This window comes from bacterium (assembly GCA_035505375.1).
Taxonomy (GTDB): Bacteria; Hydrothermota; Tepidihabitantia; order Tepidihabitantales; family Tepidihabitantaceae; genus UBA2258.
Genome location: DATJQV010000052.1, coordinates 22,162 through 37,767, shown reverse-complemented (window position 1 = coordinate 37,767; position 15,606 = coordinate 22,162). Strand labels below are relative to the sequence as shown.

At 62.4% G+C, this 15,606-nt stretch carries 14 protein-coding genes; 6 read left to right on the top strand and 8 right to left on the bottom strand.

The window, feature by feature from the left end; all coding sequences use genetic code 11:
- The 5 genes from VMH22_08670 to VMH22_08650 all read right to left on the bottom strand — a co-directional run.
- Window positions 1-931 (bottom strand): diacylglycerol kinase family protein (locus VMH22_08670; GenBank protein HTW91767.1); only part of this gene is annotated, 931 nt, incomplete at its 3' end.
- Between the two features lie 101 nt (window positions 932-1,032).
- The gene (locus VMH22_08665) at window positions 1,033-2,013 is read right to left on the bottom strand and encodes a UbiA family prenyltransferase (GenBank protein HTW91766.1); all 981 of its coding nucleotides are present in this window, start codon (window positions 2,011-2,013) and stop codon (window positions 1,033-1,035) included.
- A 77-nt stretch (window positions 2,014-2,090) separates the two neighbouring features.
- Entirely contained in the window at window positions 2,091-2,798 is a 708-nt protein-coding gene (locus VMH22_08660) for a DapH/DapD/GlmU-related protein (GenBank protein ID HTW91765.1), read from the bottom strand.
- A complete protein-coding gene (locus tag VMH22_08655) occupies window positions 2,795-3,466 on the bottom strand; it encodes an SRPBCC family protein (GenBank protein HTW91764.1) in 672 nt (223 codons plus the stop codon). Before VMH22_08655 ends, VMH22_08660 begins: the two co-directional genes overlap by 4 nt.
- 3 nt (window positions 3,467-3,469) lie before the next feature.
- The gene (locus VMH22_08650; protein ID HTW91763.1) at window positions 3,470-4,654 is read right to left on the bottom strand and encodes a pyridoxal phosphate-dependent aminotransferase family protein; all 1,185 of its coding nucleotides are present in this window, start codon (window positions 4,652-4,654) and stop codon (window positions 3,470-3,472) included.
- 369 nt (window positions 4,655-5,023) lie between these two features.
- On the opposite strand from VMH22_08650, the gene msrB reads away from it, so the two are divergent.
- Window positions 5,024-5,497: a peptide-methionine (R)-S-oxide reductase MsrB gene (gene msrB / locus VMH22_08645; GenBank protein HTW91762.1), complete on the top strand. Its 474-nt coding sequence runs from the start codon at window positions 5,024-5,026 to the stop codon at window positions 5,495-5,497.
- Window positions 5,498-5,511: 14 nt separating this feature from the next.
- On the opposite strand, the gene VMH22_08640 is transcribed toward msrB, so the two are convergent.
- From VMH22_08640 to VMH22_08630, 3 genes are all read right to left on the bottom strand, one after another.
- Window positions 5,512-8,112 carry an ATP-binding protein gene (locus VMH22_08640; GenBank protein ID HTW91761.1) on the bottom strand — a complete coding sequence of 867 codons (2,601 nt, stop codon included), beginning with the start codon at window positions 8,110-8,112 and terminating at the stop codon, window positions 5,512-5,514.
- A gap of 30 nt (window positions 8,113-8,142) precedes the next feature.
- Window positions 8,143-9,447 (bottom strand): TldD/PmbA family protein, encoded by a 1,305-nt coding sequence (locus tag VMH22_08635; GenBank protein HTW91760.1) that lies wholly within the window; start codon window positions 9,445-9,447, stop codon window positions 8,143-8,145.
- A gap of 96 nt (window positions 9,448-9,543) precedes the next feature.
- The gene (locus tag VMH22_08630) at window positions 9,544-10,917 is read right to left on the bottom strand and encodes a TldD/PmbA family protein (GenBank protein ID HTW91759.1); all 1,374 of its coding nucleotides are present in this window, start codon (window positions 10,915-10,917) and stop codon (window positions 9,544-9,546) included.
- 682 nt (window positions 10,918-11,599) lie between these two features.
- Here VMH22_08630 and VMH22_08625 point away from each other — a divergent pair.
- From VMH22_08625 to VMH22_08605, 5 genes are all read left to right on the top strand, one after another.
- Window positions 11,600-11,989: a hypothetical protein gene (locus VMH22_08625; protein ID HTW91758.1), complete on the top strand. Its 390-nt coding sequence runs from the start codon at window positions 11,600-11,602 to the stop codon at window positions 11,987-11,989.
- Between the two features lie 200 nt (window positions 11,990-12,189).
- Window positions 12,190-12,456 carry a hypothetical protein gene (locus VMH22_08620; protein HTW91757.1) on the top strand — a complete coding sequence of 89 codons (267 nt, stop codon included), beginning with the start codon at window positions 12,190-12,192 and terminating at the stop codon, window positions 12,454-12,456.
- Window positions 12,457-12,539: 83 nt separating this feature from the next.
- A complete protein-coding gene (locus VMH22_08615) occupies window positions 12,540-12,995 on the top strand; it encodes a hypothetical protein (protein ID HTW91756.1) in 456 nt (151 codons plus the stop codon).
- Window position 12,996: 1 nt separating this feature from the next.
- Window positions 12,997-14,187 (top strand): polymer-forming cytoskeletal protein, encoded by a 1,191-nt coding sequence (locus tag VMH22_08610; GenBank protein HTW91755.1) that lies wholly within the window; start codon window positions 12,997-12,999, stop codon window positions 14,185-14,187.
- A gap of 8 nt (window positions 14,188-14,195) precedes the next feature.
- Complete coding sequence (locus VMH22_08605) at window positions 14,196-15,605, top strand: PLP-dependent transferase (protein HTW91754.1); 1,410 nt, start codon at window positions 14,196-14,198, stop codon at window positions 15,603-15,605.
- Window position 15,606 lies beyond the last annotated feature (1 nt).

Sequence of the window (15,606 nt, the reverse complement as noted above, 5' to 3'; positions counted from 1 at the left end):
CCTTGGGTATCACCGAAAACCTTGCGGAACTGGTGCGGACGATTTCGCCGTCCAGTTCGACCGCGAACTCCTGCTCACTTGTCACCCTGACGTCGGTGCCGTGGCGGCACAGGGTATTGGGCCGGCCCTGGAACCGGCCGCGCGACAGTGCCGTCAGCGCCGCGACCCGACCGAACAGAGAGAGTCCATATGTCACGTTGACTCCGAGCCGGCCATCGTCGAGGGAGATTTCGGTGTCGTACCGGAGAGAGCCGGCAAAGTTCGGCCGCTTGATGATACCGAGGTTGGTGATGGGTAGATCGAGGGCCGGTTCGCCGTCGATGACAAGTCGGGCCGGAATGTCCTTGAACATGAACAGGCTGCGCAGGGCAGCGCCAGTCACGGCCAGGTCTTGAGAGACGCGCTGCAGCGTCCGGATGAGAGTCGTCCGCGTGTTGAAGAACGCGTTACCCTCGGCCGTAATCCCGATGCTGGCGTTGAGCAAACAGTAACGAGCAAAATGGGGACTGTCCCCGTTTTGCGAAGGGTCACGCCCAGCACCACCACTGCTCTCGTACTCAATGCGGATAACGTCGACCGACCGCGCACGCGCGAACTCAATCCGCACCGGCATCCCGGCAATGTAATCCTCTTTGCGGAAGGGCTTGTGGAAGTCGTTGCTCGAACCCAGTCCTACTGCGCCCAGAGCGATGCCCTTCTCTCCGAGTTCGAGCAGTGCGTTGGCGACCAGATTGACCGTGCCGTCGCCGCCGGCAGCCGCGAAGTTGCGCACGCCGCGAACGAAAGCGGCCCGGACCTGCTCCTTCACCGCGCCTTCGGAACGGAGCTCCTCGACGTCAAACTCGCCGATGCGGCCACGCAGCCCGGTCGCGACTTTGTTCCAGCGCGAACGGCCGGTCGTGTAGTTGCAGCCGGGGTTCAGAAGGACCAAGGGCAGCGGCCCAGACGCGGCGACGCCGTGACGCGGTGACGCAGAGGCGGGAAGAGTCTCCGTATCTCCGTTTCTCCGCGTCTTCGAGTCTCCTGCCATCTCTAGACCTGCGCGCGCTCGGGTCGAATCCTGAGCACGACCTCGAACAGAACGTAGAACACAAATGCCGGAATTACCCAGCCCGGCTCGAGCGCGAGCACCACCGCCATCCCGTAGAGGACGAAGGCACGGACTACATTGGCAATCGGACCGTGCGACTTCGCCTCGTCGCGGATGCGGTGAATCGCAACTTGGGCCCAGAGGTTGATTACGAACCCGGCAAGAAAAACGATGCCGGCCAACGGCTTGACTGGGCCGCTCAGGACGATGGCCGCGCCCGCGCCAAGGGTAATTCCCAAGGCAAGCAGGTCGCTGAATATGGCATTCGCGACCCAGCCGAACCTGACCGGGAATGTGTTGTACCCGGTCTGCCGGTCAGCCGAGATGTCCTTAAAATAGCCCATCACTACGAAGTTGGCATAGCCGAAGAACACGGCCGCGACCGCGAGCGAAAAGGCCAGGACGTGCGGGTCGGTCCAGTTGAAGAATCCGGTCATGCGATAGCCGGAATCAGCGTTGCGGCCGACCAGCGGCAGCAGGGCCACAATCCACGAGTTCCATGCCGGACCGCCCCACCAACGGCGCTTGAAGAACGTGTAGGTGAGCAGCCCGAGCACCGCCAGAGCGGACAGGCAGAGCGCGACCCGGCTTATGTACCCGACAATCAGCGTGCCGATGATAAGCCCGGCAAGGCTCACGAGCAGCACGCTGCCGCGCGTCACCTCGCCCCGAACCAGGGGTCGGTACGGCGACGAGATCGAGTCGGTGTCGGTCTGGAAACAGTCGGTCAACGCCTGCCCGAACCCGTATGACAGGAAGAGCGGGAAGAACACCAGCACCACACGCCAGTAGACCGGCGTCGGGATGAACGCAAGGCCGACCGCGCCAGCCGTACCGGACACGAACAATAGGTACGGCCTCATCGTAATTAGATAAGCTCGCCAGAAGCGCAGCGTCAGAAATCCGGCAGTGCTATCAGCCACAGGTCCTCCTCATCTCATGTCTCTCGTCTCACATCCTACATCTTGCAGCCTGCATCTTGCACCTTGCATCTTCGAGTCTACAACGGCTGCTCAGTCTCCTTGCGGTGCAAGGGTTTCGCCGGGACCCCGCCCCACGTCTCGCCAGCCGGGATGGTGACAAACTTGGGCAGGAGTGAACCGGCGCCGAGCATCGCTCCGTCCTCCAGCGTCGCGCCCGCCAAGATCGTGGAGCGCGTTCCGACCCCGCAATTGCGGCCGATCTTCACCGGGGCGAACCGGATGCGGCCGTGCTCGGTAGAGTGACACATCACGGTCGAGAACCCGCCGATGTTGGTGTAGTCGCCGACATCAATCAGGCACGGGTCGGTAATCATGCCGGCGAGTACGACCCCGCGGCCGACTTTCCCGCCGAGCAGGCTGACGTGCAGGGTCTTGAGAGAGTAGAGGTGCAGGAAGTCGATAACCACCGCCGTCGGGAAGTAGATGGTGAAGTTGAGCAGCCAGTTGCGCACTGCCGGGATGCGGAGGTCGACCTCGTGCTCGCCCGAGTAGCGGAGACCGAGCAGGCGCGCCGCAAGCCCGGTCGTAACCACGAGCATGATGAGCAGCAGCACGACATCCACGACGACGAGGAACACGGCTCCGACAAACCCGAGCAGCCCGCGGTTCGCAGGAGGGATAATGAGATAACGGAACACGGCCGCCGGCACCAGCAGGGCGATTCCGTGGACGGCGATGAACAGGACGGACATCAAAGCCACCAGACCGAGGCCTAGGCCCTTCATTCCCACGCCTCCTTGTCGGGTTGCGCCACCCGTTTTCTCAGCGCCTTGATTACGCCGGGCAGCGACTGGTTGAGACCCATGTCGAGAACGAACGCGGGCAGCGCTATCCCCGGCTCGGAAACCGTCGTGTAGGTTGCCAGCGTATGCACGCTGTCGAGCCACGGCGCCAGTTGCCAGGAACCCGCCGTCGACTTGAGGTTGCCGACGACCTGGCTCCAGCTTATGGAGTGCGTGGTCGTGTCACGCGTCATCTCGAGCAGGTACCACCGGTCGGAAACCGGGAACGGCATGTCGAGCACGTTGTAGAACAGCACCGTGTCCCCGATCCAGTCTGCCAGCAGATACTTCTTCAGCACCCCCTCAAGCTCGGCCCGCTGCCACCGACGGCAGGCGATGTCGCCCATCGCAGCCCGGTCAACGAGCCACGACACAAGAAAGTTCGGCATGTAGTCCGCGAACTCGTTGGACCGGTTCAGCACGGCCCAGACCCGGTCAAGCGGGACGGCGATGACGCCCTGCGACCGACCACCCAGCTGTCCCTTGCGTGCGGCGGGCAGGCGCGTCACTACGATTTCCCCTCGCGCCAGCCGTTCCTCGCACGTTGCCGCTACCGCGATCCCGGCGGCAAGCAGGCAGACGAGCACGGCCCGGCGGCAACCGTGGTCCATCGGCTATACCACGCCGAGGGCGCGGCCGACCTTCTTGAACTTACCCAGGGCCTCGTCCAACTGGTCGAGCGTGAACGTCGCCATGAGGCTGACTCGGATGAGCGAGCCCTCTTTCGGCACTGCCGGCGGCACCACCGGGTTGACCACAATACCCTCGTCCTGCAGGCCGCCCGCCATCTTGAACGTCCGCTCATCGTCGCCGATGAGAATCGGGATGATCGGTGTGATAGTGTCCTCGAGGCGGAATCCGGCCTGCTTCAACCCGTCTTTCAAGAACTGCGAGTTCCGGCGCACCTGGTCCATCAACCCCGGCTCCTGTTCCATCACATCGAGGCAGGCAAGGACCGTAGCCGCGACCACCGGTGGCGGACTCGCAGTGAAAACCGCGGACCGGGCAGTGAACTTCAGGAACGTGCAGGCGTCGCGATTCGTGGCACAGAATCCGCCGTAGCTCGCGAGCGCCTTGGAGAACGTGCCGCAGACAAGCTCGATCTTCCCCTCCAGCCCGAAATGCTCGGCCGTGCCGCGTCCAGTCTTCCCCAGCGCGCCCGCGCCGTGGGCGTCGTCAATCATCACCGCGGCATCGTACTTGTCGGCGAGGCGCCGGATCTCCGGCAGGTTGGCGACCGTACCCTTCATGCTGAACACGCCGTCGGTCACGATCAACCGGTTCGCGAAGGCGGCGCACTTCGCCAACTCCTCTTCGAGACTGGCCATGTCATCGTGCCGGTAGATGCGCTTCTCGGCCCGGGACAGGCGGCAACCGTCGACAATCGATGCGTGGTTCAGCGAATCACTCAGCACCACATCGCCCTCGCCCGTCATGGTCGCGACCGTGCCCATCATCGCCATGAACCCGGAACTGAACAGCACCGCGTCCTCGGTCCCCTTGAACTTCGCCAGCGCCCGCTCGACCGCGACGTGAAGCGGGCTTGTGCCGGTCAGGATGCGCGAAGACCCGGCGCCGGTCCCGTACTTGGCGATTGCCGCCTGGGCGGTGGCGATAACTTTGGGATGATTGGAAAGGCCGAGGTAGTTGTTTGCCCCGAGCATCATCAACCGTTTGCCGGCGTGGTTGACGAATGCGGCAGCGGTCGGCTCAAACTCGCGGAAATAGAAGTACTGGTTATGAGCCTTTACGTAGTCAAACCGTCTTACGGTTTCTGCACACTTGTCGAACAGACTCATTGCGGCCTCCTTTGTCACCGGGCCCCGTTCCCGGTCTATCCAAACCGCATAGCAGCCTTGCGAACTGAGACATAATCCACCTTAAGATGGACTTGTCAAGTCTTGGCACGAACCTCGTGCTTCGGGTTTCAATCGTCATTCGACTTTCGAGCTTCGAGCTTCACTATGGCGTCCTCGTGGCCTGAATATCGGTTCTGGGACCTCGACTGTCAAACCTCTCGGCCCTGGAAGCAGTCTAATGGAGAGAGAATGCGAATAGTACCTTGGATTCGACTGGTGGCGGTGGCGGCGCCGTTTGTTGCGGTTGCCTGCAGCGGCTATAGAGGTACCAAGATTGAAGGGAGTGGCGGTTTGCGGAAGGATGCAGTCATGAACAACTTGCTGACAGGAAAGGTAGTGGTCCGCTTCCTCGGGCCGGACGGAAAGCCGGCCGCGCCTGAGACGGTCGACAAGGTGGTGAAAACCGATGCGGAGTGGCAGCGGCTGCTGACATCGGAGCAGTACCGAGTCACCCGCGGCAAAGGAACCGAGCCTGCTTTCTGTGGCGGGTTGCTTGGGAACAAGGAACCGGGAGTCTACAAGTGCGTAGACTGTGGCCTGCCGCTCTTCTCTTCAGATACGAAGTTCGAGTCCGGCACGGGCTGGCCGAGCTTCTACCAACCATTTGCCGAGGAGAATATCACCGAACACGCGGACCGGAGCTACGGGATGGAGCGAGTGGAGATACTGTGCGCACTCTGCGGCGCGCACCTCGGTCACGTGTTTCCCGACGGGCCCCCGCCGACCCGGCTCCGCTACTGCCTGAACTCCGCAGCGCTCGTATTCACGCCGCTGGGCAGATAGCTGCGGCCGACAGCCTACTGCCTGCGGCGGGCGCGAGGCACTTTCTTTTCGGGCTTCGCCTTCTTTGCGGGCTTCTTCTTGTTGCTCTTGTCGGGCTTGAAGTCTTGGTAGAGTTGGGCCAGTTCGGCCAGCCGTTTCATCACCCGGCCGCTGACCGTCTCGCCGGGATAGTTGCCTTTGGAGTCGGCCACGCCAGCGGGAACGCCGGTCAGCAACTCAACGCCCTCGTCAATCGTACTGACCGCGTAGATGTGGAACTTGCCGGCCTTCACTGCAGCCACCACTTCCGGCCTGAGCACGAGCTCCTGCAGATTCGCCTTCGGGATGATGACGCCCTGGTTGCCGGTCAGCCCGCGTGCGTGGCAGGCTTCGAAGAAACCTTCGATCTTCCAGTTGACCCCGCCGATGGGCTGAACCTCGCCTTGCTGATTGACCGAGCCGGTCACGGCCAGATCCTGACGGATGGGCAGGCCGGACAGGTCTGAGAGCAGCGCGTAGACCTCGGTTGACGAGGCGGAGTCGCCATCCACGCCGCCGTAGGACTGCTCGAAGCAGATTGAGGCGGAGAGGACAAGCGGTTGCTTGTGTGCGAATTTCTGGCGCAGGTATCCGGACAGGATGTAAACGCCCTTGTCGTGGGTCGGGCCGGAGAGCTGTGCCTCGCGCTCGATGTTGATGATGCCGGCCGAGCCGACGCCGGTCTTGGCGGTGATGCGTGTCGGGAGGCCGAAGGCGTACTCGCCGGTGTCGTAAACCGCTAGCCCGTTCACCTGCCCCGCTTTGGCACCGGTCACGTCGATGAAGATGGTGCCCTGCCGGATGGCCTCCTGCAGCTTGACCTCGGAGAGCCGCACCCGGTCGCGGCGGCGATTGATCGCTTCCTGCACGTGCTCATGTCCAACCGCCTTCGCCTTGGCCTTGGCGGCCCAGTGGCTCGCCTCGGTCAACAGCTCGCTTATGATGTTGAATCGGGTCGAGAGCTTGTCCGTGCGTCCGGCCAGCCGGGCGCCGTGCTCTATGACCGCGCGAACACCCGAGCGGTCGAACGGCCGAAGCTGCTCCTTCTGGCACAGCGCCTTGATGACCTGCACGTAGTCATCGACCGCTTTTTCGTCAAGCTCCATCACCCAATCGAAGTCTGCCCGCACCTTAAAGACCTTCCTGAAGTCCTCGTCCGCGGACGAGAGCAGGGAATAAACCTGCGGGTCGCCGATCATTATCACCTTGAGGTCGATGGCGATCGGCTCCGGCTTCATCCCGACCGCGCCGAACAGGGCGGAGTACGGGTCGCCGCCGGTGATTTCGAGCTGTCGGTTGCGCAGGGTGCGCTTCAACGCCGGCCAGACCCCCGGTTCCACCAGCGCGTCGAGCGCGTTGACGACGAGAAAACCGTGGTCGGCGCGCAGCACCGAGCCGGCCTTGATCTTTGTGAAATCCGCTCGCCACTGCCCGCCCCGGTCCCAGACTCGTTCAATCGAGCCGAACAAGTTTTTGTAGTTTGGGTTGGTCTCGAAGATCACCGGTGCAGTTTTGGTGTCGGAGTTGTCGACCAGAACGTTCACGCGGAACTCGAGAAACGGGTCGATGGGCACCGAGATCTCACCTTCGGCCGGTGGTTTCTGCCGGAATTCGTCGGGCCGCGCGAGGACTGCGTCCTTCACTTCGGCGAGGTAGTCGTGCAGTGCCGCCGCATCGGGACAGCCCTGGCTTTTGCTTTCTCTTGCCGCATGGTTCTTCTTCGGGCGGCCGCAGCGTTCTTCGATGTCCGCCAGCCGCTCTTCGACCACCGGTCGGATGATGCTCTGGTCCAGTTCGGCGAGCCCGTCGCGGGCCTGCTTCTCCAGCTCGCGGACTTCCTTGAAGATGGCCGCGAGCTCGGTAGCGAGCGTCTGGTACTTCTGCTTGATTTCGTCGGCGCGTTCGGCCGTGAGCTTTCCCTCTTCCACCTGCGCGGGAAGAGAGTCGATACTGACCGGCTGCTTCTCGACAATCGGGGCCAACTCGGGCCGTGCGAGCGGGCCGGTCTGGACCAAGGCGAAACCTTCGGCGATTACCCGCTTCTCGAACTCACGCACCCTGGCTCCGCCACGCTCTTTGAACCCGTCAACCAGCGCCGTACGCCGCTGCTGGTAGGTGTCGCTCTCAAGTAGCTGCGGCACGTTCTTGATCAGGAAGTCGATGAACTCGTCCATGTCGCGCTTGAATTCGTGGCCGTTGCCCGCGGCCAGCCTCAGCAGTCGGGGCTGGTCCGGGTCGCGGAAGTTGTTAACGTAGCACTTGTCGTCGAGCTGGCGGGGTCGTCCGCGGGTAGATTCAAGCAGGTTCTTGACGGTCGTGGTCCGGCCGGTGCCGACCGGGCCGGACACGAAGACATTGTACCCCACCGACTCGATCTCCAGCGCCATGCTCAGGGCGTCGACCGCACGCGGCTGGCCGATGATACCGGCGGTGCCCGGCAGGTCGTCGGTCGTGTCGAACTTGAGACATTCGTTCGGACACGTCCAGCCGAGCTGATCCGGCTTCACTTCGAGTACTTCCGCCAAGGGGGCGTTGACCCTTGTCGTAGCGGACGGGCTCTTCCCCCGCTTCGCGGATGATGACGTCTTATGCTTCATGCTAATGGACTCCTCAACCCAACCTCTTGGCTAATCACGGGTTGCGACTTTCAGGTCCGAGAACATCAGGAACGGAACAAAGCACGAACCGAGGTCGCGGACGGTGTCGCCGACCGCGACCACGTTGTTGAGCATCTCGTACGCGTTCCCGGCAATCATGGTATCTTTAACGCGCCCAGTCACCTTGCCGTTCCCGATCCGGAAACCGGACGAGATGTTCAAGGCGACGTCCCCTGCCAGCACGTTTGACTGGCCGCCGCCGATGCAGTCGTAGACGAGCAGCCCTTCGTCGATGCCGGCCAGCACGTCATCGTAACGGGCTTCGCCGGGAACGAGCTCGATGTTGCTCACTCCGGGTTGTGGCTGAGACGTGTAGCCACGGCTGGCCGAACCGGTAGTTTGAGCATGACAGGCAGCCGCTGTCGCCAGGTCGAACAGGAAACCGTCGAAGACTCCGCCGTCGAACAGCACATTCCGGCGCCGCGGGACGCCCTCGTCATCGAAGGGAGAGGACGCCGTGCCGAAGTCGCGCAGGCCGTTATCACAAATTGTTATCTTCTCGTCCAGCAGCCTCTGCCCGGCCTTGCCGATGAGCGGCGACACACCCTCTTCGAGCTGCTTGCCGTTCACCCCGACCATCAGCGGGTAGAGCAGGTCCGGTACCGCGGTCGGCATGAAGATGACCGGGTAGGTTCCGCTCGCCAGCCGCGCGCGCGACCGCGAGAGGATTGCCCGTTCCTCGATCCGGTCGGCCAGCAGCCCGATTGACGGCGTTGCGCCGGACGACAGATTCTCAAACTCCGATATCCAGACCAGCCCGTCGCTGACCAGAAGGCCGGTGGCAGAGAGTTGGAGAGTAGCTCGCGAGAAGCGTCGCTTGAGTCCGGCGCTGTTCGCGACCACGGTCTCGCCATAAGCACGGCCCAAGGTTACATCGAGCTTCAAGCCCGGCACCCGCGCCCGCAGTGCATCGACCAGTTCCCGGCCCCACTCAATCATCTTCAGCGCCGACAGCACTATCACTCGATTGTCGAAGGTCTTGACCGTCGGGAGCGGTTTCGGCCCGGGGAGCTCGAAGCTGCATCGCTTGCCGAACTCGGCAGTGTCGACTGCGGCCTGAACCAGTTCTTCGACCTTGTTCGGGTCGCTGCTCGAACTGAACCCGACCCGACCGTCTCTTACGACCCTCAGGCCATAGCCGCACGTAAGCTTGGTTTCCTGTGAGTGGAACTCATTGGCGCGGAACTCGACGATGGTGCGATTCTCGTCGGAGGAGAACACCTCTGCCTGCGTGCCACGCGCCTCCGCCATCTCGAGAATCTTGTCTTCCATCATCCAGCGGGGTTCAAAGGTTCTTGGGTCCCGGGGTTCTGCCCGGGTGTCGGGACCTCGTCTGTGCCATGCACTCGATCTCTTGATCCCTTCCTCAACCTATCTTCCTCCGATCACTACATTCCGTAACAACACGTGCGGGGCGCCGAGTCCGACCGGCAAAGGCGACTGCCCGCCTTTGCCGCACCCGCCGAGCCCACCGAACATCACCAGGTCGTCCCCGATCATGGCGATGTTCTTCAGGGTCTCGAACACGTTCCCGGAAAGCGTGACGTCGCGCAGCAGCTTCCGCTGCTTCCCGCCTTCGACGAGCCATGCGTACTGCGCCGAGAACGTGAACGACTCGAGCTCGGTCATCCCGCCGCGCGACCCGCACACGTACAGCCCGTGCTCCATCGATTCCAGCATGTCCTCGATGTTGTACGACCGCGGCTCGATGTAGGTGTTGCTCATCCGCACGATGGGCGCGAACCGGTACGATACCGCGCGGGCGTTGCCCGTCACCTTCTCGCCCATCCTCTGGGCGCTCTGCCGGTCGTGCAGATGCCCGGCGATGCGTCCATCCCTGATCAATTCCGTCCGTTCTGCCTCGCTGCCCTCATCGTCGAACCGGAAGCTCCCGCGCTCGCCCGGCATCGTCCCATCATCCACTATGGTCAGCTCATCGACGCCGTACTTGGTCCCGACCTTCATCAGCTCTCGCAGCCGCTCATTGGACGCAAGAAAGTCGGCTTCGCTCAGGTGCCCGAACGCCTCATGGGCAAAGACGCCACCCAGCAGCGGGTCGATGATGACGTCGTACTTGCCCGCCGCCACGGGCTCGGCCTTCAGCAGGTCAACCGCGACCTTGCCGACGCGCTCTACCATCGGCTCGCGGTTCTGAAGCGAAGCAAAGCCCTCGGTCTTGCCGAACGTGTCGTGATAGTCCTGCACGTTGTTGCCGTCGCGCGCCACCGCTTCGCAGGCAAAACCGGTATGGACCGACTCCTGCGTGATGAACCGGTCCTCGGAGGAAAGGAACGAAATCCGGCGGAACGAGTCGGAGTAGGCCGACATGGTCGTCGTGATGCCCGTGGTCTTGCGCAGGATGTCGTTGTAATGCTTGATCAGCGCCTGCTTCTCGGCCAGCGGGACCTTGCGCGGGTCACCCGCCTCGGGTACGCTGACGCTTTCGGTCAGCGCCGGTAGCTGCCCCAGAGTCTCGGGCTTTTCGGGCATGGCCTCGACCGCTGCGGCCACTTCGCGGGCCAGTTCCTTCAGCTTCTCGTCGACCTGGTTGAAGCTCGCGGTTCCCCAATTGCCGTTGTGGAACACGCGGATGCACCCGCCTCGCTCAAACGCGCGGCCGATTTCGTCCAGCTCGCGGCCGCGATAGACGACGCGGGCATGCTCCGACTCCTGAATCCGGATATCGGCATACTGACTCGCCACTCCACTCAGCACGTCCGCGAGAAACGGCTTCAGGTTATCCATCTTCTGGACAGAAAGCGTAGAGGCCAACTCCGCATTGTCAAATCCATGCGGCCTCCAGTACCTAGCAACTGGGCCAGCGAGCACACGAGGCGGATCGTGATCTGGACAGGAGACCTGCGTCGTGGATTTCCCTACGCGGACCAAAGCCATATGGACCAAGGCAGTGGAGCCCGTAGACCTGCTCGTTTGCGGACTGGCCTAAGTGGTCGAAAGACAAAATGTTAGCTGTGAGCGGGCATGCCTGAATGACGAGTCCAGGGACCGGCTTGTAAACCGCTCCCGGAACATCTTCGCCTGTGGTTTGGAACGCGACGGGGCAAAACAACCCAATGCCGACTCTCAGTCCGGCCCTGCGGACGATTTGCCTTGCAGAACGGACGGCGACGGCGAGATCGGTTGAGTAATCCGCAGACATGCCCACGCGGACGATGATTTGCCGCGTGATTCTCACCGTGACTGCCGCCCCAGTTTCAGAAACTGTTCGCTGACCGATTCTGAGCGCGGCCCCAAGGTCGGGCGGGATCCGCCGTGCAGCTGCCTCGCCTGGCGACACGAAGGCCCGTTCCACAAGACTCATGCGATCGATACCTTCCGTCGCGGAAACTGACGGCTTGACCCGCGACTCAGTTCGGGTAGAGTGTGGTGCGTGAACGACCGAGTATTGAGACCTTATGGAGGCGCAATGAACGCTCGAATCCTCTTTCGGCTTCAGCTGCTCGCACTGCTTGTACTTCCTCTGACTGCGGGCTGTGCGTCCGCGAGCGGAGGTTCAACCACACAATCAGACTGGTTTTGGACCATCATGGCTGCGGTCGTTACGTTCGTCGTTGGGTTTCTGGTCGCTGCGATGATATCGAAAGAGGGCGGCATCCGTATTTCTACTCATCGCCACCGGCACCATCGCCGCACCCAGGCCGGATGGGACCGGATCGCCAAGCGTGTCCAAGACGGCACCAAGTTCGGATTGGACGACTGGCGCGGCGCGGGACATGGGGCCGATGGAGACTGGGACGACCTCGCTCGCAGGATTCAGCAACGCATCTTCGACGAGATGCGTAAGTACCACGACTAGCGGGCTTGGCGCTTGACCGCTGCATCTGCGGTGGTGGAACGTAACCCTTGCCCCGCATCGGAGGCGCCGCCATGACGAATACTCTGCCCAAGTTGCCGCTTTGCATTCTCCTGATGCTGTCCGCTGGTTGTGCGATCAGCTTGGCACAAGACGGCCCGGAACAGAGCTCACCGTCGAACTTCGGGCCCGTCTTGTACTTAATGATCACCGCAACCGTGGGACTTGTCATCGGGTTTCTCGTCGGTGCATCGAAGGCGCAGGATGGAGGCATCCGGATTTCTGTTCATCGGCACCATCACCGCAGCCAGGCCGGGTGGGACCGAATCGCCAAGCGGATTCAGGACGGCACGAAGCTGGGATTGGACGACTGGCGCGGCGCGGGACATGGGGCCGATGGAGATTGGGATGACCTCACTCGCCGAATCAAGGAACGCATCTTCGGAGAGATGCGAGAACACAGTGACTGACGATCAGGCAGTTGATCGCCGCGCTGACCGGGATGGGGTATTGGGTTGATGCAACAGCGCAGGGACCCGCTGTGACGGGAGGCATGCTGAAGGTATTACTGGTGGGCGTCCTGATGCTGGTGGTCGCGGGCTGCGCACCTGGCAGCGCTCGATACAACGTGACCGCCGGCAGGCCCGCCAACTTCTGGGCCGGGTTCTGGCACGGCCTGATAATCATCATCACGTTCATCGTCAGCCTGTTCACGAGCGACGTTCGTATCTATGAATCCAATAATGTTGGCTGGGCCTACAATCTCGGTTTCATACTCGGCGCGAGCGTGTCTTTGGGCACCGGATGGCGCGGCGTCATTCATCGCCGCAGGCACCGGCACGACCGCGACTGGGAGAAGGTCGGTGGGCAAATCGGTGAGAGTGTCAAAGCGAGTCTCAGTTCCTGGCGCAAGGAGGAACGCGCGGCCGAATCCGACCACGACTGGGACGAACTCGGCCGGAAGATAGAGGAACGCATCCGCGAGGAGTTGAAGAAAGCGCGAGACTGACATGACAAGACTTCCGACCCGGCTTCTTTTCCTCCTCTCTTCACTATTCGCGTTCACCCTCGCTGCGGAGTTTGTCGGCGGGCCGAGCTACACTCTGCCGGCCGAGGAAACGCGCATTGGAGACATCTACTTCGGCGGCACAATGATGCGCATCGAGGGACGGCTCGACGGTTCGGCTCTGGCTGGTGCCCAGTCCATCAATGTCTCGGGTCCGGTCACACGCAACCTCTTTCTCGCCGCCCAAAGCGTGGACGCCTCCGGCGCCGTAGCCGGTGACATCGTGGCCATCTGTGCCACGCTCAACGTCAACGGCACCGTAGGCGGCGCAGTTCGCGCCGGCGCCGGCACGATCTACATCAACGGCGGGGTGGGCCAGGATGTGCTGGCCGGTTGCGCGAACCTTGTCATCGGCAAGAACGCGGAGGTGCGGGGCGACATTGCCGCAGCCTGCCGGTCGCTCGACATCGACGGTGTAGTGCGCGGCGACATCAAGGCGGTTGCCAGACAGGTTAGGATATCGGGCTCGATTGACGGCGACGTTGACGTGACCGTGACCGACAAGCTGACGCTCACTCCTGACGCGCGCATCTACGGAAACCTGCGCTACCGCTCGAGCAAGAAACTGGACATCGGCAACCCCGACATGGTGTTCGGCAATATCGAGCACGTGCAGCTTCCATCGCCCAGCGAGATCAAGGAAATGAAGCCCCGGCCCGGCACGTTCGTCACTTTCTTCCTGCCGTTCACAATCCTGTCGATAATCGGCGCGCTTGTGGTCGGATTCCTGCTGGTGGCGATCTGGAAGCAGGCACTGGACGAAGGTATCGCCCGCTCGTTTGCCCACTGGGGTCGGACCCTCGGGTTCGGCACGATCGGGTTCCTCATCGGGCCGATGAGCATCCTGATCGCGTTCGCGCTCATCATCACGATTCCCGCCGGCCTTATCGCCGGCGCTGCGTATCTTGTCAGCCTCTACCTCGCCAAGGTGCTCGCAGGTTTGTTCTCCGGCCGGCTCCTCTTCCGGGTGTTCGGCTCGCCTGACGTATCGCTGTGGTGGGCCGCGCCGGTCGGTATCATCGTCGTCTTTGGCCTGTGCGCCATCCCCGTCGCGGGATGGGCGATCTGGCTCATAAGCATGGCCGTTGGTTTCGGGGTCATCGCCGAGCTGCTCGGCATGTCCCGCACCGCTTAGGAGGAAACATGGATCATTCGACCCCGCCTTCGCCGAGCGAGGGCTTGAAGAAGTACATCGAACGCGCCAACCAGGCGCTGGCATCACACAAGCGCGACATAGCCCAGGCCCGCAAGCGCCGCTTCGACACTATTGCGGTTCACGGCCTCTACACCGCGACCGAGGCGATTGAGAAGAATCAGGGCGCGATAATCGAACCGATCTTCGCCAGCTCGGGCCAGGCCTACCGCGACTCCGACGAGATGGAGGCCGCGCAGTCCGGCCAGATTCCGACCTGGGCCTACATCCGTATCCACAACCCGACCTTGAGCTACCTCGAGGATACACTCGCGTTGCTCGAGACCTATGGCACCGACGTCGACGCCGGCTGCGTGGTCTATTCGTCGGGCATGGCGGCAATCGAGAACATGAGCGACACGCTGCTGGTCAGACAGGGCAACGACCCCATCAACTTCGTCGCCCAGTGCCAGATCTACGGCGGCACCTTCCAGCAGTTCAACGTCCGCAAGATGCAGGAGCGCGGCATTGAGGTGCGGTGGATTCTCGACCCGAACAACATCGATGAGTGGCGCTCCAAGATCGACAAGAACACCCGTTTCCTCTACGGCGAGTTGCCGTCCAACCCCGGCCTTGTTTTCTTCGACCTGGCGAAGCCGATTGCCCTCGCCCACGAGCATGGCCTGCCGTTCGTCACCGACTCGACCATCGCCACGCCGGCCTTGATGCGGCCGTTCGCGTACGGGGCAGACATTGTGGTCCACTCGGTCACCAAGACGATGAGCTCTTCGGGCACCGGCACCGCCGGCGCCATCATCGCCCGCAGGCCCATCGTGACCAACATCCCGAACGACCGGATGAAAGCCGACTTCTGCACCTACCTGCGCGACTATCCGCACCGCGACCAAGGCGGTTGCCTTCACCCGTACCAGGCGCTTTCGACCATGGGCGACCTTCGCACACTGCGGACGCGCATCGACGTCTGGTCCCAGAGCGCGCTCAAGGTAGCACGCTTCTTGGAGAAGCAGCCGTCGGTGATGGACGTCAACTACCTCGGTCTCGAACACCATCCGCTCTACCCTGTAGCAAGCAAGTATCTCTGGCTGGTGGACTCCGAGCACGACGACCGCTACGGCAAGAAGGTCAACCGTTACGGCCATCTGCTCTCGTTCCGCGTGAAAGACGGGCCGCTGGCCGCGCGCAAGGTCTTCGACAAGCTGCAGCTCATCATGCGTGTAACCGATCTCGGCCGCGTGAAGTCCATCGCTACGATTCCATCTATCTCCACTCACCTCCAGCAGGGCGAAGAGTCGCGCAAGATGGCCCACATCCCGCCCGACCTCATCCGCCTGTCCGTGGGCGCCGAGCATCCGGACGACATAGTCTGCGATCTAGAGCAAGCCTTGAGTGCAGTGAAATAGC

What these genes read in the sequence shown, in the direction of transcription:
- VMH22_08640 (HTW91761.1), bottom strand. Translation starts at nt 8,112, where the DNA reads ATGAAGCATAAGACGTCATCATCCGCGAAGCGGGGGAAGAGCCCGTCC.
- VMH22_08620 (HTW91757.1), top strand. Translation starts at nt 12,190, where the DNA reads ATGATCACCGCAACCGTGGGACTTGTCATCGGGTTTCTCGTCGGTGCA.
- msrB (HTW91762.1), top strand. Translation starts at nt 5,024, where the DNA reads ATGAACAACTTGCTGACAGGAAAGGTAGTGGTCCGCTTCCTCGGGCCG.
- VMH22_08605 (HTW91754.1), top strand. Translation starts at nt 14,196, where the DNA reads ATGGATCATTCGACCCCGCCTTCGCCGAGCGAGGGCTTGAAGAAGTAC.
- VMH22_08655 (HTW91764.1), bottom strand. Translation starts at nt 3,466, where the DNA reads ATGGACCACGGTTGCCGCCGGGCCGTGCTCGTCTGCCTGCTTGCCGCC.
- VMH22_08630 (HTW91759.1), bottom strand. Translation starts at nt 10,917, where the DNA reads ATGGATAACCTGAAGCCGTTTCTCGCGGACGTGCTGAGTGGAGTGGCG.
- VMH22_08615 (HTW91756.1), top strand. Translation starts at nt 12,540, where the DNA reads ATGCTGAAGGTATTACTGGTGGGCGTCCTGATGCTGGTGGTCGCGGGC.
- VMH22_08610 (HTW91755.1), top strand. Translation starts at nt 12,997, where the DNA reads ATGACAAGACTTCCGACCCGGCTTCTTTTCCTCCTCTCTTCACTATTC.
- VMH22_08635 (HTW91760.1), bottom strand. Translation starts at nt 9,447, where the DNA reads ATGATGGAAGACAAGATTCTCGAGATGGCGGAGGCGCGTGGCACGCAG.
- VMH22_08650 (HTW91763.1), bottom strand. Translation starts at nt 4,654, where the DNA reads ATGAGTCTGTTCGACAAGTGTGCAGAAACCGTAAGACGGTTTGACTAC.
- VMH22_08625 (HTW91758.1), top strand. Translation starts at nt 11,600, where the DNA reads ATGAACGCTCGAATCCTCTTTCGGCTTCAGCTGCTCGCACTGCTTGTA.
- VMH22_08660 (HTW91765.1), bottom strand. Translation starts at nt 2,798, where the DNA reads ATGAAGGGCCTAGGCCTCGGTCTGGTGGCTTTGATGTCCGTCCTGTTC.